We start from the raw sequence: 24,330 nt of genomic DNA, 5'->3' as shown, positions 1-24,330 counted from the left end.
ATAATGAAGCGTATGCATGAATTAGGAGGTGGAATTTTTGGGAAGTAGTACAATTGATACGGTTGTGGCAACAGAAAAAGAAGCCAAAGCGATTGAAGAAGCCTTCAAAGACAAACGCGAACAACTTAAAGCTGATAATGAGCAAGCAGTTGAAACGCATAAATCTGAGGCGGACGATATTCTTGCAAAACATAAAGATGATTTGCAACGTGAAAAAGCTTCCGAGCTGGAAAGCTTTAAAGAAGCCAAAGATAATGAAAATCAAGAAACCATTCAAAAAATGGATAGTGATTTTCAAGCGAAGAAAAGCGAGCTCATTAATTACGTTGTTGGAGAGGTGAAAAAAGTTTATGGCAATAGCTAAAATGAGAAAAATCTCAATTGTTGCTGAACCTGAACTTAAAGCATCCATCTTGCGTGATATGCAGACTTTACAAAATGTCGAAGTGCGCGATTTACCGAGTGAACTAGCTGAAGATGAATTTCATGTGGAAGGAACGTCATCTGAAGCATATGTTGAATATTATACTTGGTATGAACGTGCTGAGGAGAGTTTGAGTGTATTGTCTCAATATCGGCAAAAACAATCGTTGAAGGATAAACTATTAGCCAAACGTCCAGTGATGTCAATGGATGAATTAAGCGCATCCGTTAATTTAGATGATGCCAAAGAGCTAATAGAAGACATTGAATCCTTGAAGAAACGACGGATTGCTATTCAAGATGAACGTGAAGCCGTTGAGAAAAGACAAAGTGAATTAGCAAATTGGCGTAGCTTGCCTGTTGACCCTAGCACATTTGCTTCGTTTAAATACTTTGATGCGACTTTAGGAACAATTCCTAATGATGAAAATCGAACCGCATGGAAAGCACTAGAAGCAACTGATGGGTTAAGTGTGGCTGAAGTTTATGCTAATGAAACAGAAATTGGATTAGTTGTTTTTGTGGATAATACGACAGACACTGATGTGACTGGAGTATTAAATGAACAAAACTTTAGCGAATGGGATTATCCTTATGAACAATCTCCCGACGCTAGTTTTAAAAAATTAGAAGATGAACGTAAGCAATTGATTAAAGACGAAGAGGAAGTTGTTAAATCCTTACAATCGTCTCAATCAGGACGAGAAACCTTACAATTAGCTGCCGAAGTTTTCTATAATCAAGCACAATTAAAAACTGCTGAAAATCTCACTTATGATAGTGATATTTTAACAGTGATTAGTGGTTGGGTGCCTGAAGATGAATATGCAAGTATTCAATCAACAGTTGACCATGACTACTCAGATGTTGTGTTATTAACAGAAGAAATTTCAAATCATGAAATTGAAAATAATGATGTCCCAATCAAATTAAAAAATAATGCATTTATTAGACCGTTTGAAACCGTTACGGAAATGTATAGTTTACCTAAATATACAGAAATTGATCCGACACCTTTCTTAACGCCTTTCTACATTTTATTCTTCGGAATGATGATGGCAGACTTAGGTTATGGATTAATTATGTGGATTGTGACATTATTTGCACTTAAAATGATGGACCTAAAACCAGGTCCTAAACGGTTTATGAAATTTGGTCATATTTTAAGTTATCCGACGATGATTTGGGGACTTATTTATGGGTCTATTTTCGGAGCGGCCTTGCCATTCCAATTAGTGAATCCAACAGAAGATGTTGAATTAGTTATTCTTTTATCTATTATTTTTGGTACAGTTCATATTTTCTTAGGATTAATTTTAAAAACTTATTCGGCTTCTCGTGATAAAGATTATGAGAGTGCTTATAGTGATGGATTAGGATGGTTACTATTACTACTTGGCTTAATTGTCATGCTAGTTGGTTCATCATTTGCGATGGATATTCCATTACTATTTACAATTGGTAAATGGACAGCTATTATTGCGGCAATCGGTATGATTGTTGTTCCAATGATTCTTAATGATAAAACCTTATTAGGAGCTGGACTAGGAGCTTATAACTTATACGGAATTGCTAACTATATTGGGGATTTCGTTTCATATACACGGTTAATGGCTCTTGGGGTATCAAGTGGTAGTATCGCTTTAGCGTTTAACATGTTGATTGCTTTCTTCCCAGCACCCGCGAGATTTACAATTGGGATTGTCATCTTAGCATTCTTACATATTTTTAATATGTTATTAGGATTATTGAGTGCTTATGTCCATGGCGCTCGTTTAATTTTCGTTGAATTCTTTGGTAAATTCTACGAAGGTGGCGGACGTGCGTTCTCACCAATTAAAACGTTACAAGAACATATTCGATTAAAAGATGTTAAAAATAATAATTAATTTTTTGGAGGTATAAATAATTATGGAAAACTGGATTACTTTCTTTGTTGACAATGGTGGCGAAATTTTTGCGATGTTAGGTATCGCTGTAGCAGTTATTTTCTCTGGTATGGGTTCTGCTCGTGGTGTTGGTCAAACTGGTGAAGCTGCATCAGCATTAATTAAAGAACAACCAGAAAAATTTGGTCAATCATTAGTTCTTCAACTATTACCAGGTACTCAAGGTTTATATGGTTTCGTAGTTGGTTTCATGATTTACTTACAAATTTCAGGCGGTGTTGATTTCGCCCAAGGTTTACAATACTTCATGGCTGGTCTACCAATTGGTTTTGTTGGTTTAATTTCTGGTAAATACCAAGGACAAGTATCTACATCAGCATTACAAATTTTAGCAAAACGTCCTGAAAATACATCAAATGGTATCATTTATGCTGCCATGGTTGAAACTTACGCTATCTTAGCCTTCGTTATTTCTTTCTTACTTGTTTTATCAGTTTAATCTTAGCTGAAGCAAAACAAGAAAGGAGGACTACGAGTGGCAGATATTCAAGAATTAACGCAATCGGTATTAGATAAAGTAAAAGCAAAGCATCAAGCAGATTATGATGAATACGCTGAAAAACTTGATCAAGAAAAAAATGAAAAAATGAACCGAATTGACGAAAAAATAGCAGCTGGTAAAGAACATAATGAAAAAGCTGCTGATGCGAAGTTACAACGTGATAAACAAAGTTATGTTAATGAATTACGTAATAAAACGTTAAAAGCAAAACAACAATTAATTCGTTCCGTTTACTCAGATAGTGTTACGGCACTTAATCAAATGAGTAGTGATGAGTTTAAAGAATTGATTCGTGGTGCTCTAAACCAAGTTGATACGAATAAAAATGCAACTATCCATTTGGGAGATAAAAGCCAAGACATTCTATCAACAACTGATAAAGAAGCACTACAAACAGAATTTTCAGGATTGGTTTTTGCTGATCAATCATTGAAAAACAAAAGTGGTTTTATCTTAGCAAGTGAAGGTATGGACTATAACTTTACTTATGAAGCAATTATTGATGAGCTTAAAGATCAATTAGCTCAAGAAATTGCTAAACGAGGATTTTAAGAGAGGAGTGGAACTATGCAAGATGTAGCTTATGGTGCGATTAACACCACGGTTCGAGTTAGAGAGTCCACTTTTCTAACTTCTTCTGATTATGAAGCTATGCTACGCGCCGATTCTCTTGAAGAAGCTATTTCAGTGTTACGGAAAATGGATTACCATGTGCCTGATGACATTTTAGAAACAAAAGATTTTGAGAGCTTTTTAAATCAAAGTCTAGAAGAAATTTATCGGGAATTATACGCAGGAATCCCTGATGACGCGATAGTTGATATCTTTGCTTTGCGTTATGATTATCATAATCTAAAAGTTCTATTTAAAGAATGGTATGCGGATAAAGACTTAAGTCGGATGTATTTACCATTTGGACGTTATGATGTGGACACCTTACGCCATGCGATTAAAACGAGCGAAGGTAAAACATTACATCAAGTGATGCGTCATAATATTGAATTAGTTAAATCCTATTACAATGATTATGAAGATGTGAATGGGATTTCTATTATGTTAGATAATGCTTATCTTGAACATATCGCGGCAATTAAAGAAGATATTTCTTCAGCTGATGTCGAAGAATATATTGATGTCGTGATTAATTTGCAAAACCTATCAACTTTAATTAGAGGAATGAAACAAGGCCGTTCTCAAGGTTTCTTAAGAAATATTATTAATGATAACGGATCTGTTTCTCAAGAAGAGTTGATGGCTTTAGCAGATCATAATGATTATGATGGTATTATTGAACGTTTTGCTTTATTGCCATATGGTGAGCCATTAAATGAATATGTTGGTTCAGGCGAAAATGTCGATTTAGTGTCTGTTGATGCGACAATTAGCGAAATTGAAGCAGACTTAATGAAACAAGCTAACTTACAAGCTTTTGGACCAATGCCTAGTCTGGCTTATCTTTACTTTAAAGAAAATGAAGTAAGTAATATTCGTTTAATTTTAACCGCAAAAGATTATGGTTTAGAAAAAGATCAAATTGAAGAAAGGATGCGACCTATCTATGGCTTATAAAATTGGTGTAGTCGGTGAAAAAGATGTCGTTGTTCCTTTTCAATTAATCGGCTTTGATTCATATCCAGTAGCAAATGCTAAACAAGCGAGAGAAGCAGTGGATAAATTAGCGAAAGATTCGTATGGGGTGATTTATTTAACCGAAACGATGGCGAAACAAATTCCCGATACAATCAGTCGTTATGATACGAAAGTTATTCCAGCAATTATTCTTATCCCTTCTCATCAAGGAAGTTTAGGTATTGCGAAAGAACGTGTAAACCGCAATGTTGAAAAAGCGGTTGGACAAAATATATTAGATTAAGAGGGAGGAACAGCTTTGAAAGACGGAAAAATTATTGAAGTTTCTGGACCACTGATTAAAGCAAGTGGGATGGATGAAGCAGCTGTTCGTGACATTTGTTTAGTTGGGGATTTAAACCTTACTGGTGAAATTATCGAAATGCACGGGGACACAGCGTTTATCCAAGTTTACGAAGAAACATCAGGATTAAAACCAGGCCAAGTTGTTAAGACAACAGGAGAACCACTATCAGTTGAGTTAGGTCCTGGTATGTTGACACGGATGTTTGATGGGATTCAACGTCCATTGCAAGATTTTATGACACAAACAGACTCATGGTTCCTACAACGTGGTGTACGGGTTGATGCCTTAGATCGTTCTGCTAAATGGGAATTTGAACCAAAAATGTCTGTTGGTGACGAAGTAACTGCTGGTGATATTGTTGGTACTGTCCAAGAAGGACCAGTTGTTGAGCATCGCATTATGGTTCCAGTTGGCGTTTCTGGTCGATTGGCAAGTATCGAAAGTGGCGAATTTACCATTGAAGATACAGTTTATCAAGTAGAAACTGAAAATGGTGTAAAAGATTTTACCATGATGCAAAAATGGCCGGTACGTCAAGGACGTCCAGTTCAAGAAAAATATGCACCAAACCGTATTATGTCAACTGGGCAACGGGTAATTGATACTTTCTTCCCAATTACTAAAGGTGGAGCAGCTGCCGTACCTGGACCTTTCGGAGCAGGTAAAACAGTTGTTCAACACCAAATCGCTAAATATGCGGATGCTGATATCGTTGTTTATGTTGGTTGTGGTGAACGTGGTAACGAAATGACTGACGTAATTAATGAGTTCCCTGAATTGGTTGACCCTAAAACTGGAGAATCCATCATGGAACGTACGGTATTAATTGCGAATACATCAAACATGCCGGTAGCTGCGCGTGAAGCCTCTGTTTATACAGGTATTACGATTGCAGAATACTTCCGTGACATGGGATACTCTGTAGCGATTATGGCCGACTCAACCTCACGTTGGGCAGAAGCGTTACGTGAAATGTCTGGTCGTCTAGAAGAAATGCCTGGTGATGAAGGTTATCCAGCTTACTTAGGATCACGTATTGCTGAATATTATGAACGTGCTGGTATTGTCCAAACGTTAGGACATGACGATCGTACGGGATCTGTTACTGCTATTGGTGCCGTTTCACCTCCAGGGGGAGATACATCAGAACCCGTTACTCAAAATACGTTACGTGTTGTTAAAGTGTTCTGGGGATTAGATTCTAGCTTGTCACAACAACGTCACTTCCCAGCGATTAACTGGTTGGATTCATATTCTCTATACCAAAATGACGTGACAAAACACTTATCAGAAGAACGTGGTGTTGACTGGTCAGGCATGGTTCGCCAAGCAATGGGTATTTTAAGTGAAGAAAGTTCACTACAAGAAATTGTTCGTTTAGTTGGTGTGGATGCTTTATCAGAATCAGACCGTTTAACATTAGTTGTTGCTCGGATGTTACGTGAAGACTACTTACAACAAAATGCCTTTGATGATGTCGATACAACAACATCTGATGAAAAACAAACTAAAATGTTATCTGTCATCTTACACTTCTCTGAAAAAGCACGTAAAGCAATGGATGTTGGTGCTTATTACGATGAAATCTTGAAAGGAACAAAAGAAGTTCGTGAAAAAATTAGTCGTATGAAATATATTCATGAAGATGATATTGCAGAATTTGATACCATTCTTTCTGATATTGATGAACAAATTGGAGCAACTATTCAAAAAGGAGGTCAAGAATAGTGTTAAAAGAATACAAAACAGTTTCTGACGTTTATGGACCTCTTATGATTGTCGATGATGTTGCGGATGTCAGCTATGACGAACTTGTCGAAATCCAATTACAAAACGGTGAAACACGAATCGGACAAGTACTAGAAATTGAAGAGGACCGAGCAGTTGTCCAAATTTATGGTGGCGGTTCAGGAATTAACTTACAAGAAACAAAAGTTCGTTTCAAAGGACACCCACTAGAATTTGGTGTTTCTGAAGATATGATTGGTCGTATCTATGATGGGTTAGGTAACTTAATTGATGATGGACCAGAAATTATTCCTGATGAAAGTCTAGATATTAACGGTCAAGCAATCAATCCAATGGCTCGTGATTATCCAGATGAATTTATTCAAACAGGTATTTCAACGATTGACCATCTAAATACTCTAGTTCGTGGTCAAAAATTACCGGTATTCTCAGGATCAGGTTTACCACATAAAGAATTAGCAGCCCAAATTGCTCGTCAAGCGACGGTATTAAATGATGACGAAAAATTCGCCGTTGTTTTTGCAGCGATGGGAATTACCTTTGAAGAATCTAAATATTTCATGGATTCATTCCGTGAAACAGGTGCGATTGATCGTTCTGTTATGTTCGTTAACTTAGCGGATGACCCAGCCATTGAACGGTTAGCTACTCCAAAAATTGCCTTAACAGCTGCTGAATACTTAGCTTATGAAAAAGACATGCACGTGCTTGTTATCATGACTGATATGACAAACTACTGTGAAGCGTTACGTGAAGTATCAGCTGCACGTCGCGAGGTTCCTGGTCGTCGTGGTTATCCAGGTTACCTATATACTAACCTTTCAACATTATATGAACGTGCTGGTCGTTTAGAAGGAAGTAAAGGGTCTGTTACCCAAATTCCTATTTTAACGATGCCAGAAGATGATATTACCCATCCAATTCCTGACTTAACAGGTTATATTACTGAGGGACAAATTATTTTAGATAATGATCTTAATAACCAAGGGATTGAACCACCAATCAATGTGTTACCTTCTTTATCTCGTTTGAAAGATAAAGGGACTGGTGAAGGCAAAACACGTGAAGACCATTCTTCAACAATGAACCAATTATTCGCAGCGTATGCGAAAGGTAAAGAAGCTAAAGAGTTATCTGTCGTGTTAGGGGAATCCGCTTTATCTGATACGGATAAACTTTACTTGAAATTTACCAATGCATTTGAAGAAGAATATGTCAACCAAGGTTTTGATACTAACCGTTCAATTGAAGAAACGCTAGAATTAGGATGGAAATTATTGAGTATCTTACCGAAATCTGAATTAACTCGGATTAAAGATGATATGATTGAAAAATATATGCCTGAAGGAGAGTGATGTTTAAATGGCGAATGCATTAAACGTCAAACCAACTCGTATGGAGCTTAGCAATCTAAAAGAAAGTTTAGATGTCGCTGAGCGTGGGCATAAATTATTAAAAGATAAACAAGACGAATTGATGCGTCAGTTTATTGATTTAATTAAAGAAAACAATGAATTAAGAAAACAAGTTGAAGAAGAACTATCAGGTGCCTTACAAAACTTTGTTCTTGCTTCTTCAACAATGAATGATGCTTTCGTTGATGAATTAGTTGCTATTCCAACTCAAGAAGCAACGTTAGAAATTCATCGGAAAAATGTTATGAGTGTTACTGTCCCAGAAATGCAATTTCATTATTCTGAAGAAAAAGAAGATAAAGAAAAAGATTTATCTTACGGTTACTTGAATACGTCAAGTGAACTCGATGAGTCATTAAATGTTATGAATGCTGTATTACCTAATTTATTGAAATTAAGTGAGATAGAAAAAACATGTCAATTAATGGCTGATGAAATTGAAAGCACTCGTCGTCGAGTAAATGCTTTAGAGCATCGGATGATTCCTGATCATCAAGAAACGATAAAATATATCGAAATGAAACTCGAAGAAGACGAACGGGCTTCAATTACACGAATGATGAAAGTTAAAGATATGGGTGAAGAAGAATAACACACCTAAAAGGCCTCCCGCTATTTTAATTAGTGGGAGGCCTTTTTTGTATTAACAATGACAGTTCACACAACAAGGGTCTAGTTCATTCATTGCCATCGCATTTTGTTGATACCAAGAAATGATTTTAGGATTTAAAGGATATTTTTCGCGTTGAGCAATCGTTTCGATAATCGGTAAGAAACGTTGTCTGAATTTATAAATATAACAAAGAATAACTTGATTGTGTTGAACACTAGGACCAATAACAAAGATATTTTTAGCACAAGTGGATTCATCTTGAGCGGTTAAGAGTGGTTTACCATTGGGCATAAAATCGAATAGATGATAAAACTGACGTTTAATAATAGGTTCAAATCCAGTAGCTAATAGCGGTGGTGTAGCTGATGTTATTTGTTCGCCATTAGTAAATGTTAGTCGATAGGTCTCTTGGGTTTTATCGATAAATTTTAATTGATGATTCGTGTACACAGGGATATTTTGACGGTAACGGTTAGCTCGTTGCCAATGTTCTTTGGTAATTGGAGCTAAATTGATGCTAGGATCAGGAACGTGGCTATCTAATCCAGTATGATCGGTATAAATATTGACTTCTTTGCCATTTAGATATAAATTCGTTGCTAAGTCAATGGCACTTTCATTTCCACCAATAACATTAAAATGATGCCCCTGTAGTTGATCAATGTTTTGGATATCACTATAGTGTCGTGCGAGATGGTTTCCTTGAATATCCGCCATATGGGGGTAACCATATTCTCCAGTTGCCATAACGACGTAGTTGGCAGTATACGTTGTTTGGTCGGTTTTAATTACATAGAAGGTGGGTTGGGATTTTATTAGTGTCACTTGACTATGTTCTTTGATTGGCAATTCGTAATAAGTTGCGACTCCTTTTAAATAGGTGGCATATTCTTTACCAGATAGGTGCTCTTTGCCAAAAGTATAAGCAGGTGACGTATCAGGGACGATGGCATTTAAATCTGGGAATCCGAAACCGTTAGTTGTAAAAGATGGTGTAATAAAACGTGTATATTCAGGCCAATGCAAAAAAGAATTTCCAATGGTTTCTTGTTCTAAAATAATAAAATCATTCCAATTGAATTGACTGAGAAGGCATCCCATTCCAATACCAGCTGCACCAGCTCCAATAATTGCTACTTTATAATGTTTTGACATAGGTAATCCTTTCATTGACAAATCGATAAAAGTATAATTAAATCGTAATAGTTACGGTTTAATCGTAACGTTATTTTTATTGTTTGTCAACAAGGAGGGTTATATGTTTGAATGGCTATGTTTTTTAAATATGTGGGTCATGATTTTTGCTGTCGGATTACTTTATATGGCGATGTTACCGCATGTTGCGAAAGAACAAATACTTAAACGTTTCTTTAGCGCTATGATTGTAGGAATTACAACTTGGTTATTGATAGGATATCCGCTAGCTTTTAATGACGGTAATGGTTTTATCGGTTATTGGTCTTTGGGATGGTTAAAACTGTTTACTGAGTCAATAATTAATCCATCAATGATTAAGGAAATGTTTGTTCAATTATGCTTTTGTCTATATGCGATTACAATGCTGATAGGAGGAATAATTGACCGATGTCGAATACGAGACTTATGTTTCATTATCACAATTTGGATAGTAGGATGTTACGCACCTTTAGCTCATATGATATGGACTAAGGAAGGATGGTTAGCTCAATTAGGCGTGATCGATTATTCTGGAGCACTTGTTGTTCACTTAAGTGCAGGATTTGTTGCTTATTTATTTGCTTGGTTATTTTCGCCACCAAGTGAGGATGCCAGAGAAATACCTAAAGATTACCCGTGGCAATTTATTAGTTCGATATTAATTGCTTTTGGTTGGTTCGCATTTAATATGGCTCCTGCAAAAGGATTTAATAATGAAGCGATGTTGGCATTACTCAATTCTATGATTAGCATTGTGATAGGAGTTATCGTAATGGGAATTGTCGGCTATTTTAGTCATCGGCGTATTCAATTAAGTGATTTGTGTGACGGTATGATTTGTGGGCTGGTGACGTCAACTTCAGCTGTAGGAATTGTCTCCCCATTTAAAGTGATGGTAATTTGCGGCGTGTCTTGTTTAACGATTAATTGGAGTCAGCGCCATCTATTGTCGCGTATATCGATATATGATAGTGTCGATTCTTTTTCAATGAATGGAATTGGAGGAGCTATGAGTGCACTAGTTTGTGGATTGATGTTTTCAGGGCAACAAGTAGAAAGACAATTGGTAGGAATTGTTGTAACCATCGCATTAGGAAGTTTTATTTTTGGTTTATTAAAATGTTTCGTCCGCTATTTAGAAAATCATTTGAACCAAGAGTCAATATATGATACACTACTAAGTGCCGAAAGGCCTTATGGCAAGGGTGGAGATGTGAACCGGGTCAGATCGGGAACGAAGCAGCTCTAAGCATTGTCCATTCTGTGCTATAAGATTGATAGGAAACAAACACCTCTTAAAGTAAGACAACGATATTACTTTAAGAGGTTTTATTTTGTTTGTTATTAAAATGTTAAATGAATACGATATACTATTTTTAAATGTTTAATTTCGACTCAAAGGAAGGTTAGTATGGAAAAGTTTTTACCGATTATTGTCGGTACCGATATGAATGCCTATAATATGATGACATCGTTTCATGAAGCTTATGGGGTACAATCTGTTCTAGTCGGTAAGGAAGAGGTACAATTTACACGAAATAGCGGATTGAAGAAGGCTGTCTATTTCGATGAAGATTTCGAGGACCCAGCTGTTTTTAAGCGAACCTTAAAAAAGGTAGCGGAGGGGGTGAAATCTGACGCTGAGTATTTAATTTTGATTGGTACTAATGATAAATATCAAAATTTGATTATTGACCATCAAGATGAATTGCGTCAAGATTTCCTACTGAATGTTCCAAAACCAGAAGTTCGTGATGCTTTATTTGAGAAAAAGGATTTTTATCAAACATGTGAACATTATGAGATGCCTATCCCTAAAACTTATTATTATGATTGTGATAGTCAGTTACCTTTTACGGGAGAAGTTACTTATCCAGTGGTTGTTAAACCTAACAATGGTGTTGCTTACTTTGCTCTAGATTTTCCTGGACAAGAAAAAGTTTATAAAGTGGAGTCAGCCAATGAACTCGACGAAGTCATTGAAATGATAAAGTCAGCAGGATATACGGATGAATTAATCATCCAAGATTACATTCCTGGCGATGATACTTACATGTTTGACGCGGTTTTTTACGCTAATTCGCAAGGTGAACCACAATTAATTACGTTTGCTCAAGTCGTTACTCAAGAACCGCAACCTTCAGCAGTTGGAAACTATACGGCATTGCTAACACGATTTAATAAAGACGTGATGAATCAATTAGTAACGTTTCTAACTAATTTGAATTATACAGGATTTGCTAATTTTGATTTGAAGTACGATGCCCGTGACAAAACATTTAAAATTTTTGAAGTGAATTTGCGTCAAGGTCGCTCAAGTTATTATACAACAGCGACAGGACATAATATGGCTGAATTTCTAGTCGATGATTTGATTTATCATAAACATAAGGATCTTTATTATTTAAATGAAGACTTTTTATTTAGCCTTGTCCCAGAAAGAGTGTTAGATCGTTACGTGACTAATGAATCAGTTTTACAAGATGCTAAAAGACATATTGCTGACGGAAAATGGGGAAACCCATTAAGTTACCAACCCGATTTAAATTTAAAACGGCGTATTTTTCTGAAATTACGTGCGATTAATTATTTGAAGAAATATCGTGAGCATCACTTTAACTAATCATATTGAAATAAAAGGAGGGAAAGGTAGTAACCCCATAATGTCGTACTTAATGTACGACTTTTAGAGGGTAGGCTACATACCTCCTTTTTTGCTTCCGTGAAAGATTGAATAAAATGATTGAGTTCCGTATAATGAGACTAGTATTGAGAGAGGTAAGGAGAGGCAAGTATGAGTTATCAAGCATTATACCGCGTTTGGCGCCCCCAACGTTTTCAAGATTTAGTCGGGCAAGAAGCTGTCACTAAAACGTTGAGTCATGCGATTCAATCCGGTAAAACGAGTCATGCCTATTTATTTACAGGACCGAGAGGAACGGGTAAGACAAGTGCCGCTAAAATTTTTGCTAAGGCGATTAATTGTCCGAATCAAACACATGGGGAGCCATGTAATACTTGTGATATTTGTCGCGCAATTACTGAAGGAACGTTAAGTGATGTTGTTGAAATTGATGCCGCCAGTAACAATGGTGTAGAAGAAATTCGCGAAATTCGCGATAAAGCGCGTTATGCGCCAACTGAAGCGGAATATAAAGTATATATTATCGATGAGGTTCACATGTTATCAACTGGAGCCTTTAATGCTTTATTAAAAACGTTAGAAGAACCTCCTGCTAATGTGATTTTCATTTTGGCAACGACTGAGCCACATAAAATTCCAGCAACCATTATCTCTCGAACTCAGCGCTTTGATTTTAAACGGATTGATCATCAGACGATTGAAAAACGGTTAGCCTATATTTTAGAGCAAGAAGAGATTGCAGTTGAACCAGGGAGTTTAGCTGTCATTGCTAGGGCTGCTAATGGAGGAATGCGTGATGCGTTAAGCTTATTGGATCAAGTGATTTCTTTTTCAGATGGCGAAATCACGTTACAATTAACGCGAGAAATTACGGGAACTTTGAGTGAGGAGCAGCTATTACAATATACTACTGCTCTATTGCAAGGTGAGATGCAACGTGCATTAACGACTTTACAAGATTTATTATCACAAGGACAAGACGCGAAACGATTTGTCGAAGAGCAATTATTATTTGCTCGTGATTTATTAATGAGTAAAGAAATGGATGAAGAGGCAACAGAAACATTAACTCAGCGATATGATGAAGCTTTCTTCCAGTTAGGGCAAGAAATGTCAGTTTCACAAATTCTTGTCCTAATGGATGCCTTTAAACAAACGCAAAGTGACATACGGTTTACTTTACAAGCGGATATTTATTTAGAAATTGTGACAGTTCAACTCGCACATGACTTACCAACGCAATCTCAGCAGCCATCAGAAATAACGTCTAATGAGACGGTAGAAGCTAATCATCAAGTTATGCAAGAACTCGCTAGCCTTAAAAGTGAACTTGCTGATTTGAAACAATCGATTGCTAAGGGAGATAGTAATCCAACTACGACATCATCTTCTGAGTTGAAAAAAAGAACCACGTCACGACATACTAAATCCTTTAAACCTAATTATACACAAATTTATCAAGTTCTTAATCAGGCAACTCGCCCTGATTTGGATCAATTAAATGCGGTATGGACAGATTTGATTGCTAGTTTACCTAATATGCAAGCAGCACTACTTAAACAAACTCAACCTGCTGCAGCGAGTCCTAAAGGATTTGTGATTCAATTTGCCTATGATATTTTATGTCAAAAAGTGGCGGATGATACTGAAGTTCAAGCGGTGATTGAAAATCACCTAGAAAATATGCTTGGTCATCAAAGTAAAATGTATGTCTTAACTCAAGAACAATGGCAAGAAACTCGCCAACATTATGTGACTGCTAGAAAAGAAGGAAGAACAGAAGAATTGCTAACCGGAGAAGCAACGGCAGATGAGGATGCGACTCCTGAAGCAATGACCCAAGACCATCAATCAGATCATGATTGGATAACTGAAGATGATAATCAACAAGCAGATGATATTGCGAAACAGGCAGTTGACCTATTTGGAGAAGAATCTGTTACAATAGTAGACGACTAATTAATAAGGAAGTGATTAATATGGCCGGTGGAATGGCAAATATGCAACAAATGATGCGTAAAATGCAAAAGATGCAAAAACAAGTGGAGAACACACAAAAGGAATTAGAAGCGAAAGAATTTACAGGTAAAGAACCATCAGGTATGGTGGAAGCGATTATGACTGGTGATAAAAAAATGAAAGCCATTAATATTCAACCGGATGCTGTTGATCCTGAAGACGTCGATATGCTTCAAGATTTAATTATCACTGCCGTAAACGATGGTTTATCACAAGTGGAAAAAGAAACATCAAATATGATGGGTCAATATACGAAAAATATTCCTGGTTTTTAATGTTACAGGCTAAAATAGGGACCTAGGTAGCAGTTTATTGATACCTAGGTTTTTATTATGATAAATAAACAGATTGAAAGAGAAAGGGTCGAAACATGCAATATCCAGAACCAATTGCTCATTTAATTGATAGCTTTTCGAAGTTGCCTGGTATTGGGCGTAAAACGGCTGCTCGGTTAGCCTTCTATATTTTAGATATGCCAGAAGGTGAGGTTTTACAATTTGCTAACGCGTTAATTGATGCGAAACGTGAATTGCAGTATTGTTCGATTTGCGGAAATATCACACAACATGATCCTTGTGATATTTGTACTGATGAAACAAGAAACGATGAGCAAATTCTTGTAGTAGAGCAAGTTCGTGATGTTGTGTCCTTAGAACGAATGCATGAGTACCATGGCAAATATCATGTATTACATGGTGTTTTATCTCCAATGGAAGGAACTGGCCCAGAAGATTTAAATATTCCTAGCTTATTATCGCGATTACAAGACGAAAAAATTAAAGAAGTCATTATTGCAACCAATGCAACAGCTGAAGGAGAAGCAACTGCCACATACTTATCGCGTTTAATCAAACCAGCTGGCATTAAAGTGTCACGGATAGCTTATGGATTATCGGTTGGCAGTGATATCGAATATGCTGATGAAATGACACTAATGCGTGCCCTGGAAGGACGTCGTGAAATTCGTTAAGGAGGAAATTGATATGACACCGTTTATCACTATCGAAGGACCAGATGGCGCTGGTAAAACGACATTAATTAAAGGGTTAGTATCGTTACTTAAAGAGCAATTAACAGTGCCATTGGTTTTAACGCGTGAACCAGGTGGCGAACCATTAGCAGAAGAAATTAGAGATATTATTTTAGATCCTACTCATACACAGTTAGATCCCCGAGCAGAAGCCTTACTGTATGCAGCGAGTCGTCGCCAACATCTTATGAATAAAGTGATTCCAGCTTTGCAGCAAGGACAAGTGGTGATTTGTGATCGTTTTGTCGATTCTTCGGTTGCGTATCAAGGGTATGGTCGTGAAATTGGTGTCGAAGGGATTATAGCTATTAATCAATTTGCCATTGAAGACCATATGCCAGATTTAACGATTTACTTAGACTTAACAGCTGAGGAAGGCATCAAACGAATCAAAGAACAACGGTCGAACGAAATGAATCGCTTGGATCGAGAAGAGATTGCTTTTCATGAACGAGTAGTGACTGGGTACCGTGTTGCAAATCAAAAAGCTGGAGACCGGGTAGTGACAATTGATGCCACACAAACACCAGAAGCTATGCAGCAAGAGGCCTTGAATATTATTAAAACGCGATTCCCTGACATATTTTAAAAAGGAGGGTAACGATGACAGAAACCACATGGGCTATCCAAGAAAAACAACCGCAATTATATACGATGATGGACCGAGTATTAAAAGCTAATCGTGTTGGCCATGCTTATATATTTGAGGGAATGTCTGGAGCGGGTCAAATTGATTTAGTGAAATATATTGCGGCTTATTTTGTTTGTCAAGCTGATAATAAACCTTGTGGTCATTGTCAACGTTGTCGTCGTATCCAATCTGAAGATTATCCAGATTTAATACATGTGAAGCCAGAAGGACAGTCTCTGAAAATCGACCAAATTCGGGGGATTAAACAGAAATTAACGATTAGTGCGTTGGAAAGCGACTATAAATTTTTCGTGATAGAACAGGCTGAAACAATGACAACTCAAGCCGCAAATAGTTTGTTAAAATTCATTGAAGAACCGTATCCTAATATGTTTATTTTTCTGTTAACAGCGAACAAAGATGCCTTGTTACCGACGATTTTATCACGTTGTCAAATCCTTCATTTTCAACAGTTAAATCCTAGTCAATTTGAAGTGACATTGAAAGAAGTAGGAATGGGAGATCAGATGGCACGCGTTCTTAGTCATCTGACGAATGATATAACCAAAGCACAAGAAATGGCTAATGATGAACTGTTTAACCAACAAATGAAACAAATTGTGAGATGGTTAGAATTACTAATTATTCGTGATCCTAGAGCGTTTACTATTATTCAAACCCAATTAATCAAGTTAACAAAAGACCGTGAAGACACATTAAGAGGGCTCGAATTGATGGGGTTGGCTTGGCATGATTTATTAGTGATGAAATTAAATGAGTCACAATATTTAGCAAACGATATGTTGAGTGACGAGTTAATTTATCCTCAACAAAAAGCGAAATGGACACCATTATTGCCTAAATTAACGATAGCTGATATCGCAAAAGGAGTTTATTTAGTTAATCACACTCAACGGATGATTCAGCAACAAGTGACAGTTCAAGGAGCATTAGAATATTTTGTTTTAGCATGGTGGAAAAAAGATTAAATCTATGAGATATAAAAAGAAGCTGGGAAACAGCTTCTTTTTATATTGTTAATGATTAGAATCAACTTTTTTATTAAAAGAAATTTGATAATCAGTCAATTGATAGCCTTGGCGTTTATACATTTCAATAGCCGTATCATCAACATCAGCTAGTAAGAAAATCGGACAATGGCGTTTTTGGGCTTCATCAATCACCCATTCCTGCATTTTTTGACCAATCCCTTGATGTTGGTAAGCATCAAGAACAGAAAAATTATCAATTTCTAAGCCGCCTGAAGAAGGGAAAATATCCATACTTCCGACTAAGCGGTTATCCAGAAAAGCTCCTAATTGTATCGCTTCTTGATTCTCAAAATAATAGGTAAGTTCTTTAATTTTTTCATCCACATAATCAGGTGCGATTTCACGATAAATGTGATTATTGAGGGATAAGTATTGCGACAAAGTAGCTGCTGTAATTGGCTGGACCTGGACAGTCGGATGTGAGTATCGTGTTGGTTGGAAATTAGAGGGGGATAATACCATTAACTGATTAATCGCCACCCCATATTGCTTTTGAGATAAAGTGGTTTGTAAGTCTTCAGGAATCCCTTCATTAGGAGGAAGAGCGAATGAATAATAGGAAAGATTGAGTTCTTCGATATAATCATCAAAAATACTTTCCAATAAGTTGAGCTCCTCAGTCAGTGGGACAATTTCCAATTCCATAATATTTAATGTATATGTTTGGGGGAGTTGTGAATTCCCAATAAATGTAAAATACTCTGTTTCATCGACACAATCAATCCAATGATGAATATCGTTAAAAGTAATCATAAGTCTGTTCGTCCTTTCATTGGATTAGTATACCATGCTCATTAATGTAATCACATTTACGATACTTTTTTGAGAATCTTGTGTTGGTTTCACTAGAGAGGCACAAAATATGGTATGATATGTGGTAGGTTTGTATGATAGAGTGAAGGAAGGTGTCGTGCCGTGAATAAGAAAGAAATGTCTGATAAATTACTAATGATGCAAGCGCAACTTCAAGAAATGAGCGAAACACTTGAAGAAATGAGTCAGGAATGGGATGAAGTTCTTGTAACGTCACATAATTTAGAAATGGAAAATCATTATTTGCGCGAACGATTAAATGCATCTCACCAACAATTAACATCACCAGTTAATGATGAGCCAGTTGAAGAAATCGCTCAAACAAGCGACTTAGGTCTTTCAAAAGCTCGACAAAATTTAATGAATATTTATGATGATGGATTTCATATTTGCAATATTTCCTATGGTCAACGTCGAGATAATGATGAACCTTGTATGTTCTGCTTGGATATTTTATATGGAAAACAAACAAAAGATGCTTAAAGGATAGATATTATGACGCAATTATATTCGAATGAACGATTTGATCGTCTAATTCCGCAACAATTAGATATTATTCAATCGACAGGAGCATTCACCTTTTCAATTGACGCTTTGCTGCTTGGAAATTTTGCCCGTATTCGTCCTAAGAAACGGCAATTGATTGTTGATTTTTGTTCAGGGAATGGTGTGTTACCGTTGTTACTGTCGGATAAGACAGAGGCACCAATTCATGGCATCGAACTACAAGAAGAAGTAGCTGATATGGCAAGACGGTCAGTACAGCATAATCATTTGGATGATCAAATTACAATTCATACAGCGAATATTCAAACAGCTAATAAGCTTTTTGCGAAAGATGCAGTGGATGTTATTACTTGTAATCCTCCATACTTCAAACTATATGAAGAATCCCGATTAAATCCTAATGATAAAAAAGCATTAGCGCGTCATGAGATTGCAATGACATTAGAAGATATTTTTATCCAAGCAAAATATTTATTACGAGGAAAAGGAAAACTTTATTTAGTTCATCGTCCAGAACGCCTTAGTGAATTGATTGTTGCTGGCAAATCTCGCCAATTAATTCTAAAACGGCTACAGTTTATTTATCCGAAACCAGGAGAACCAGCCAAAACGGTATTACTTGAATTTATGAAAAATGGGCAAGATAAAGGATTAATTGTTTTGCCACCATTTTATACGCAAACAGTAGATGATAATTATTCTGAGGAAGCAAGGCATATTATTTATGGCCAAGAGTAAGAAACACTATGTTTATGTGCTAGCGTGTGCTGATCAGACATTGTATACAGGATATACGACCAATCCGAAGCGACGAGAACAGGAACATCAAAGTAGGAAAGGCGCCAAGTATACACGACTCAAACGACGCCAACCTTGTCGGATGTTAATGACTAAAGCCTTTGCGTCTCGAAGTGAGGCAATGTCTTGTGAATATCGTTTCAAACAATTGACACGGTTGCAAAAAGAACGGTGCTTAAGAAAAATAGGAGTGAAGGCATTTACTGTTCAATCTAGTCAACAGCGAGTCGATTTAGATCTTCAAACCCCATTTTTAGATGATTGTTAACCTATAGAGGAGGAATGGCATGTTTCAACAACAAAGCTTTCAAACAATAGCAAGTGGTAAATTGTATTTAGTTCCGACACCCATTGGTAATTTAGATGATATGACATTTCGTGCTGTTGAGACGCTAAAATCGGTTGATTTAATCTTAGCTGAAGATACTCGCCATACACAAAAACTCCTCAATCATTTTGATATTCAAACACCAACTTTGAGTTTTCATGAACATAATTCAAAAAGTCGTTTAGATGACGTGATTCACCGTTTACAAGCAGGAGAAACCATTGCCCAAGTGAGTGATGCGGGAATGCCTGCTATTTCTGATCCAGGAGCAGATTTAGTTTCAGCTTGCGTTGAAAATCAACTCGCTGTTGTTCCGTTACCTGGAGCTAATGCCGCTTTAACGGGCTTAATTGCTTCTGGATTATCCACTGAACAATTTAAGTTTATTGGTTTCTTACCACGCAAAAAGAATGCTAAAAATGAAATGTTGGCGTCATTAAAAAATGAAACGGCTACGATGCTTTTTTATGAATCACCTTTTCGGATAAAGAATACGGTTGCTGATTTAGTGACAGCTTGGGGGGAAGAACGACAAGCAGTGGTGGTCCGTGAATTAACGAAGACGCATGAAGAATTTTTACGAGGACAATTAAGTGAATTGCAGACTTATTTTGAAGAGCATTCTGATGTTAAGGGAGAAATTTGCTTCATTGTTGCTGGTAACCCTACCCCTAATGAAGTGGATGAAGGAATAGAAGCAACGATTCGTGAAAAACCATTGTCTTGGCAAGTGGAATGGTGGATGTCAACGAAAGATTTAAGTTCTAAGCAAGCGATTAAAAAAGTGGCCAAAGAAAATCAGTTAAATAAACGAGAAGTGTATACTGCCTATCACATTGAAGGAAGTGACTAAGTGCTCTATTTAATTAGTTTTGCCCTCTTTGTGATGGGGGTATTCATTTTTGTATTAGCTCCTCAAAATTTAATTGATAATTTTATTATGATAGCAGGAGCCGTTATTTTATTTATTGCGATTCTCCTTGACCCTAATTTTGGAGAGTATACGGTTATTCAACAATTATTTATGACGGGTAGTCGAGTCGCGCTATTTTTGGCACCGTTAATTATGATTATTCTAGGAGTAGGGATGATTAGTTTTGCTATTCGTCTCTATCGAATTGAAAACAATCGTCTTCAACTGATGATTGGGTGCATGTTAGGAATTTTACTTATTGCCTTATTAGCAGTCCCTTATTATTTATTAGCATTTTTTCCAGGTACCGCTTATGAAGATTGGATAACACTTCCTAGTTTTGTTATGGCATATTTTGTGCTTTTATTTATTAATTATTTATTAGTCACACTGCGGCTATCTTTACTGGAAGATGAAGCCAAAAAAGAGTTTGTCATTGTCTTAGGTGCACAACTAAATGCAGACGGGAAACTTAACCGTGATTTAACTTCTCGTTTAGATATGGCTTTGCGATACGTAGAACGACAACAATATCTTCATCGAAAAATGCCCACAGTAATAGTAACAGGTGCGCAAACAATAGAGCATATTGCTAGTAGTGAAGCTAAACAAATGGCTGAATACTTGATAGCGCATGGATTAGATAAAAATCATATTATCTTAGAAGAAGAGGCTCAAAATACCCATGATAATTTCCGCTATACGAAAGCTTTAATCCAAGCAAAAGGGTATATTATGGAAACTACTCCAGCTGCTTTTGTGACGAATAATTATCATCTGTATCGCAGTCATTTATATGCCAACATGGAAGGGTGGTATCATATCGCGGGAATTGGGGCTAAAACACCATTTCTTGATCATCTTTTTGGTGTGTTTCGCGAATATATTGCGATTTTATTTATGCATCGAAAATTACATTTTTTAATGACTATTTTATTAATTGCGGTTGGCATTATTCATGTGATTTACTTTAGCCAAACAGCTCTTTCCTAGTGTTAGGAAGGTGCTGTTTTTTATGTGTTATTTTATTTTATATATTTTCTATTAAGCTTAACTTAAATTTTATAAGAGCTATTATAAATACAACCGATTGAAATAAGTAATAAAGGAAAGCCCATTTAACTAGGATATTCTTCTTAATAAAACAACCTTTTCTTGCATTCCTTGTGCACTTGTGATTAAATAAGTGAGTAATAATATTTGTGTGATGAGAGGGAGTATCATTGTGTTAAAAGAATTTCGTGATTTTATTGCTAAAGGTAATGTATTAGATATGGCTATTGGGGTTGTAATGGCGTCAGCTTTTACATCTATTGTGAATTCAATGGTTTCAGACATTATTATGCCTTTCGTAGAAGCTGCACTCGGCTCTACTGATTTTACTAGTATTGTAGTTAAGGTTGCAGGAATTACCTTTAGAATTGGGAATTTCATGCAAGCTGTCTTTACATTTTTAATTATCTCTATTGTACTATTTTTTGTTATGAAAGCAGTTGCTTCTCTTAAAAACCGCTTTACTCATGAGGAAGAGGAAGAAGAGGAAGAAGTTGATCCAACTGAAGCCTTACTAACAGAGATTCGTGATTTATTACGTGAAGAAAAACAATCTGCATCAAAATAAGGAAGAAAAATAGAATCCCTCTACAATAAATCTTTGACTTATTGTAGAGGGATTTTTAATTATCTCTTTTTACTAATATAATTTTCCACTGGATAGTCATCCCAATTAATTGTGGTTTGTCCATCAATATAAGAATGAGCTAATTCGTAGCCAATTAATGGGCCAGAAGTTAACCCACTAGAACCTAAACCACTAGCAACTGTAATATGAGGGGCATCAGATAAGTGACCAAAAAATGGGGCATAGTCACTCGTATAGGCCCGTGTTCCGATTTTAATTTGATCTGGTTTGATATCGGCCATGGTTGGGAAAAAGCGGTCAAATTCATCAATCAATTCTGTTAAGGGACTCATATCTTCGGTTAAATCGAAGCCTTTATCATCTTCATGGCTCGCACCAACGAAGATTTGACCTTGTTGGTGGGGAATGATATCTCCTTCTCCATCTAACATAATTAAAGGCAATTGGTCAGTTGGATAAGTTGTTTGGTAAACTGCTAACTGGCCTTTCTGTGGGCGAACATCTACATGATAATCGAGGGGTTCTAATAATTCAGCTAACCAAGCCCCTGTTACCAAAATAGCGCCCGAAAAATCTTGCCTTTCTGTATGATGACCACTAATTTGAACAGAATTTGCTGAGAGATGACGGATAGCGACTTGGTCCTCGATAATTTGCGCACCATTGTTAACGGCTAATTGTTGTAAGTCGTGGCAAAATTGCTCACCATCGATAATAGCTCCAGCATCTGTTTCAATAACATGAAAATCAGGATTAAGATTAGGAAATACGGATTGTATTTGTTCTGTAGAGATGATTTCTAATTGTTGAATGAGTGGCGCATTTTCTTGTCGCTTATGGCCAACTTTTAATAAATCATGGGCTAGCTTTTCTTTTTTCTTAACAATCCATGTTGTTTTCTTTTGATAGGCTTTTGTTTGTAACCCATCAGCTGCCATATCTTGTAATAAATCTAAGTAAAAGTGTGCTCCTTGATTCGATAAACGATACCACGGCTTATTACGTCTTTTAGAAAACCAAGGACAAATAATACCTGCTGCTGCTTTTGTGGCTTGCCCTTTTTGGTAATCAAATAACGTCACGTTTATATTTGGATCTTTAGATAAATAATAGGCGGCAGTTGATCCTACAATCCCACCGCCAATTACAGCAATATTTTTCATACAATCTCCTTCTAATCGTTAGTTTCTTCCTCTTTACTAGAAACAGAAGTATCCTTATTTTGTGAAGTATCGTCACGATATTTTAGGCGTTTAGAATGAATATCTTCAGCAGCTTTCTCTTCTTTTTCTTGTTGTTCTTGCCATTTTCGATAGGATTTTCTAGTCAATAATGGATTTTTAAGGCGGATAGTTTGCCAAATGCTCGTATTCTCTTCTTCAAGATCCTGATTATTTTCTTCATTATCCACTTCAACCGTTTGTTTTTGTTCCTGAGCTTGTTGATGGTTATCGACCATTGTAAAGATGCGATCACTGAAGTGAACTTTATCACTAAGTGCTAAGTAGCTTCCTGTAATCATTGCGATAATCCAAATTAACCAAACTGGGAAGCTGATAAGAAAGACTTGATAGTAGTGAGTGATAAATGGAATGGTAACGGCAGCCACTAATGACACAATGGTTGCTAACAAATAAAGAATGTTACCGTGACTATACCACGTTGCATCGAATGATCGATTCATCCTAAATTGAATCGCAAAAAATCCTGCTGAAAATAATGTTAAAATTTGGAGAGGAACCCCTAGTAAACTCACCGTAACAGGCATTTGAATAGCTGCTGAGATATCACCGTAGTACACACCACCACGAATGCTTTCAAAAATAGAAACAATGAACAAAGTTAGTAAGATATAGAGAGCAACATATTTAACACATACACTGACATCAATGCGATATTTGGGTGCTTTAATACGGCGCAAAATACTTTTACAATAGGATTCGCCATCCATACCAATAACCGCTTCAACAGACAATCCTTGACGTTCAGCAATTTGTAGACGCTTAATCAGTTTACTTAATTCATTATCCACAGCTACTGTTGGCGGTGTCGATAGATACAGATAGGCTTGGCAATCAAAGAAAAAATCTTGATATGGTGCTTCGAGCTGTTTAATGGCGTTTTGATTTTTTTGATAGAGCTCTTTAGAGGTAAGGGATGTTTCTTCAACCTCAATTTCTGACATAGTAA

General features: G+C 36.5%; 25 protein-coding genes, 1 other RNA gene and 1 pseudogene. 23 read left to right on the top strand and 4 right to left on the bottom strand.

The genetic code is table 11. The features are described from left to right. Positions 1-37: 37 nt before the first annotated feature. The 9 genes from B8955_RS04505 to B8955_RS04465 are packed head-to-tail and all read left to right on the top strand — an operon-like array spanning position 38 to position 8,566. Entirely contained in the window at positions 38-364 is a 327-nt protein-coding gene (locus tag B8955_RS04505) for a hypothetical protein (RefSeq protein WP_084099058.1), read from the top strand. Next, positions 351-2,312, top strand: coding sequence for a V-type ATP synthase subunit I (locus B8955_RS04500; protein ID WP_084099057.1), 1,962 nt, complete (start codon positions 351-353; stop codon positions 2,310-2,312). Before B8955_RS04505 ends, B8955_RS04500 begins: the two co-directional genes overlap by 14 nt. Positions 2,313-2,334: 22 nt before the next feature. Continuing rightward, the gene (locus B8955_RS04495) at positions 2,335-2,811 is read left to right on the top strand and encodes a V-type ATP synthase subunit K (RefSeq protein ID WP_084099056.1); all 477 of its coding nucleotides are present in this window, start codon (positions 2,335-2,337) and stop codon (positions 2,809-2,811) included. 36 nt (positions 2,812-2,847) lie between these two features. Continuing rightward, a complete protein-coding gene (locus B8955_RS04490; protein WP_084099055.1) occupies positions 2,848-3,426 on the top strand; it encodes a V-type ATP synthase subunit E in 579 nt (192 codons plus the stop codon). 15 nt (positions 3,427-3,441) lie between these two features. After that, positions 3,442-4,443, top strand: coding sequence for a V-type ATPase subunit (locus B8955_RS04485; protein ID WP_084099054.1), 1,002 nt, complete (start codon positions 3,442-3,444; stop codon positions 4,441-4,443). Continuing rightward, positions 4,433-4,747, top strand: a complete 315-nt coding sequence (locus tag B8955_RS04480) for a V-type ATP synthase subunit F (protein WP_084099053.1) — start codon at positions 4,433-4,435, stop codon at positions 4,745-4,747. The genes B8955_RS04485 and B8955_RS04480 overlap by 11 nt, the downstream gene beginning before the upstream one ends. 15 nt (positions 4,748-4,762) lie before the next feature. Further along, complete coding sequence (locus B8955_RS04475; RefSeq protein ID WP_084099052.1) at positions 4,763-6,538, top strand: V-type ATP synthase subunit A; 1,776 nt, start codon at positions 4,763-4,765, stop codon at positions 6,536-6,538. Continuing rightward, entirely contained in the window at positions 6,538-7,914 is a 1,377-nt protein-coding gene (locus B8955_RS04470; protein WP_084099051.1) for a V-type ATP synthase subunit B, read from the top strand. The genes B8955_RS04475 and B8955_RS04470 overlap by 1 nt, the downstream gene beginning before the upstream one ends. 7 nt (positions 7,915-7,921) lie before the next feature. Next, positions 7,922-8,566 (top strand): V-type ATP synthase subunit D, encoded by a 645-nt coding sequence (locus B8955_RS04465; protein ID WP_084099050.1) that lies wholly within the window; start codon positions 7,922-7,924, stop codon positions 8,564-8,566. 51 nt (positions 8,567-8,617) lie between these two features. Here B8955_RS04465 and B8955_RS04460 read toward each other — a convergent pair whose 3' ends face one another. Then, positions 8,618-9,742, bottom strand: coding sequence for an NAD(P)/FAD-dependent oxidoreductase (locus tag B8955_RS04460; RefSeq protein WP_159444433.1), 1,125 nt, complete (start codon positions 9,740-9,742; stop codon positions 8,618-8,620). Positions 9,743-9,845: 103 nt separating this feature from the next. Between B8955_RS04460 and B8955_RS07100 the strand changes: the two are divergent. The 8 genes and pseudogenes from B8955_RS07100 to holB all read left to right on the top strand — a co-directional run. Continuing rightward, positions 9,846-10,817: pseudogene (locus B8955_RS07100) on the top strand (hypothetical protein); the annotation flags it as partial. Between the two features lie 136 nt (positions 10,818-10,953). After that, positions 10,954-11,042: signal recognition particle sRNA small type (gene ffs / locus B8955_RS04450), an RNA gene on the top strand. Between the two features lie 132 nt (positions 11,043-11,174). After that, positions 11,175-12,386, top strand: coding sequence for a carboxylate--amine ligase (locus B8955_RS04445; protein WP_084099039.1), 1,212 nt, complete (start codon positions 11,175-11,177; stop codon positions 12,384-12,386). A 171-nt stretch (positions 12,387-12,557) separates the two neighbouring features. Then, positions 12,558-14,366 (top strand): DNA polymerase III subunit gamma/tau, encoded by a 1,809-nt coding sequence (gene dnaX / locus B8955_RS04440; RefSeq protein WP_084099037.1) that lies wholly within the window; start codon positions 12,558-12,560, stop codon positions 14,364-14,366. 20 nt (positions 14,367-14,386) lie between these two features. Continuing rightward, positions 14,387-14,701, top strand: coding sequence for a YbaB/EbfC family nucleoid-associated protein (locus B8955_RS04435; protein ID WP_084099035.1), 315 nt, complete (start codon positions 14,387-14,389; stop codon positions 14,699-14,701). A 95-nt stretch (positions 14,702-14,796) separates the two neighbouring features. Further along, a complete protein-coding gene (gene recR, locus B8955_RS04430; RefSeq protein WP_084099033.1) occupies positions 14,797-15,396 on the top strand; it encodes a recombination mediator RecR in 600 nt (199 codons plus the stop codon). A gap of 13 nt (positions 15,397-15,409) precedes the next feature. After that, complete coding sequence (tmk, locus tag B8955_RS04425) at positions 15,410-16,045, top strand: dTMP kinase (RefSeq protein WP_084099031.1); 636 nt, start codon at positions 15,410-15,412, stop codon at positions 16,043-16,045. Between the two features lie 14 nt (positions 16,046-16,059). After that, positions 16,060-17,076, top strand: coding sequence for a DNA polymerase III subunit delta' (gene holB, locus B8955_RS04420; protein WP_084099030.1), 1,017 nt, complete (start codon positions 16,060-16,062; stop codon positions 17,074-17,076). A gap of 48 nt (positions 17,077-17,124) precedes the next feature. On the opposite strand, the gene B8955_RS04415 is transcribed toward holB, so the two are convergent. Next, a complete protein-coding gene (locus B8955_RS04415; protein ID WP_084099028.1) occupies positions 17,125-17,892 on the bottom strand; it encodes a GNAT family N-acetyltransferase in 768 nt (255 codons plus the stop codon). Positions 17,893-18,054: 162 nt separating this feature from the next. On the opposite strand from B8955_RS04415, the gene B8955_RS04410 reads away from it, so the two are divergent. The 6 genes from B8955_RS04410 to mscL all read left to right on the top strand — a co-directional run bounded on the left by B8955_RS04410 (position 18,055) and on the right by mscL (position 22,119). Then, positions 18,055-18,435: an initiation-control protein YabA gene (locus tag B8955_RS04410; RefSeq protein ID WP_084099026.1), complete on the top strand. Its 381-nt coding sequence runs from the start codon at positions 18,055-18,057 to the stop codon at positions 18,433-18,435. A 12-nt stretch (positions 18,436-18,447) separates the two neighbouring features. Then, positions 18,448-19,197, top strand: coding sequence for a tRNA1(Val) (adenine(37)-N6)-methyltransferase (locus B8955_RS04405; RefSeq protein ID WP_084099024.1), 750 nt, complete (start codon positions 18,448-18,450; stop codon positions 19,195-19,197). After that, positions 19,184-19,525: a GIY-YIG nuclease family protein gene (locus B8955_RS04400; protein WP_084099022.1), complete on the top strand. Its 342-nt coding sequence runs from the start codon at positions 19,184-19,186 to the stop codon at positions 19,523-19,525. Before B8955_RS04405 ends, B8955_RS04400 begins: the two co-directional genes overlap by 14 nt. Before the next feature lie 19 nt (positions 19,526-19,544). Next, complete coding sequence (gene rsmI, locus B8955_RS04395) at positions 19,545-20,438, top strand: 16S rRNA (cytidine(1402)-2'-O)-methyltransferase (RefSeq protein ID WP_084099020.1); 894 nt, start codon at positions 19,545-19,547, stop codon at positions 20,436-20,438. After that, positions 20,439-21,491, top strand: coding sequence for a YdcF family protein (locus tag B8955_RS04390; protein ID WP_084099018.1), 1,053 nt, complete (start codon positions 20,439-20,441; stop codon positions 21,489-21,491). A gap of 232 nt (positions 21,492-21,723) precedes the next feature. Continuing rightward, positions 21,724-22,119, top strand: a complete 396-nt coding sequence (gene mscL / locus B8955_RS04385; RefSeq protein ID WP_084099016.1) for a large conductance mechanosensitive channel protein MscL — start codon at positions 21,724-21,726, stop codon at positions 22,117-22,119. 59 nt (positions 22,120-22,178) lie between these two features. Here mscL and B8955_RS04380 read toward each other — a convergent pair whose 3' ends face one another. Both B8955_RS04380 and B8955_RS04375 read right to left on the bottom strand, forming a co-directional pair. Next, positions 22,179-23,303 carry an NAD(P)/FAD-dependent oxidoreductase gene (locus B8955_RS04380; RefSeq protein WP_084099014.1) on the bottom strand — a complete coding sequence of 375 codons (1,125 nt, stop codon included), beginning with the start codon at positions 23,301-23,303 and terminating at the stop codon, positions 22,179-22,181. Positions 23,304-23,314: 11 nt separating this feature from the next. Then, the gene (locus B8955_RS04375; protein ID WP_084099012.1) at positions 23,315-24,325 is read right to left on the bottom strand and encodes a hypothetical protein; all 1,011 of its coding nucleotides are present in this window, start codon (positions 24,323-24,325) and stop codon (positions 23,315-23,317) included. Positions 24,326-24,330: the final 5 nt, after the last annotated feature.

It is taken from the genome of Aerococcus suis (genome assembly GCF_900176325.1).
In the GTDB taxonomy this organism is placed as follows: Bacteria; Bacillota; Bacilli; order Lactobacillales; family Aerococcaceae; genus Aerococcus; species Aerococcus suis.
This window is presented reverse-complemented; position numbering and strand designations above follow the sequence as displayed.

Bases quoted from the DNA above. Each gene is read 5' to 3' on its own strand.
- tmk (WP_084099031.1), top strand. From the start codon at position 15,410: ATGACACCGTTTATCACTATCGAAGGACCAGATGGCGCTGGTAAAACG.
- B8955_RS04445 (WP_084099039.1), top strand. From the start codon at position 11,175: ATGGAAAAGTTTTTACCGATTATTGTCGGTACCGATATGAATGCCTAT.
- B8955_RS04415 (WP_084099028.1), bottom strand. From the start codon at position 17,892: ATGATTACTTTTAACGATATTCATCATTGGATTGATTGTGTCGATGAA.
- B8955_RS04380 (WP_084099014.1), bottom strand. From the start codon at position 23,303: ATGAAAAATATTGCTGTAATTGGCGGTGGGATTGTAGGATCAACTGCC.
- B8955_RS04495 (WP_084099056.1), top strand. From the start codon at position 2,335: ATGGAAAACTGGATTACTTTCTTTGTTGACAATGGTGGCGAAATTTTT.
- B8955_RS04485 (WP_084099054.1), top strand. From the start codon at position 3,442: ATGCAAGATGTAGCTTATGGTGCGATTAACACCACGGTTCGAGTTAGA.
- holB (WP_084099030.1), top strand. From the start codon at position 16,060: ATGACAGAAACCACATGGGCTATCCAAGAAAAACAACCGCAATTATAT.
- B8955_RS04400 (WP_084099022.1), top strand. From the start codon at position 19,184: ATGGCCAAGAGTAAGAAACACTATGTTTATGTGCTAGCGTGTGCTGAT.
- B8955_RS04465 (WP_084099050.1), top strand. From the start codon at position 7,922: ATGGCGAATGCATTAAACGTCAAACCAACTCGTATGGAGCTTAGCAAT.
- B8955_RS04375 (WP_084099012.1), bottom strand. From the start codon at position 24,325: ATGTCAGAAATTGAGGTTGAAGAAACATCCCTTACCTCTAAAGAGCTC.
- B8955_RS04480 (WP_084099053.1), top strand. From the start codon at position 4,433: ATGGCTTATAAAATTGGTGTAGTCGGTGAAAAAGATGTCGTTGTTCCT.
- B8955_RS04435 (WP_084099035.1), top strand. From the start codon at position 14,387: ATGGCCGGTGGAATGGCAAATATGCAACAAATGATGCGTAAAATGCAA.
- B8955_RS04405 (WP_084099024.1), top strand. From the start codon at position 18,448: ATGACGCAATTATATTCGAATGAACGATTTGATCGTCTAATTCCGCAA.
- rsmI (WP_084099020.1), top strand. From the start codon at position 19,545: ATGTTTCAACAACAAAGCTTTCAAACAATAGCAAGTGGTAAATTGTAT.
- B8955_RS04500 (WP_084099057.1), top strand. From the start codon at position 351: ATGGCAATAGCTAAAATGAGAAAAATCTCAATTGTTGCTGAACCTGAA.
- recR (WP_084099033.1), top strand. From the start codon at position 14,797: ATGCAATATCCAGAACCAATTGCTCATTTAATTGATAGCTTTTCGAAG.
- dnaX (WP_084099037.1), top strand. From the start codon at position 12,558: ATGAGTTATCAAGCATTATACCGCGTTTGGCGCCCCCAACGTTTTCAA.
- B8955_RS04460 (WP_159444433.1), bottom strand. From the start codon at position 9,742: ATGTCAAAACATTATAAAGTAGCAATTATTGGAGCTGGTGCAGCTGGT.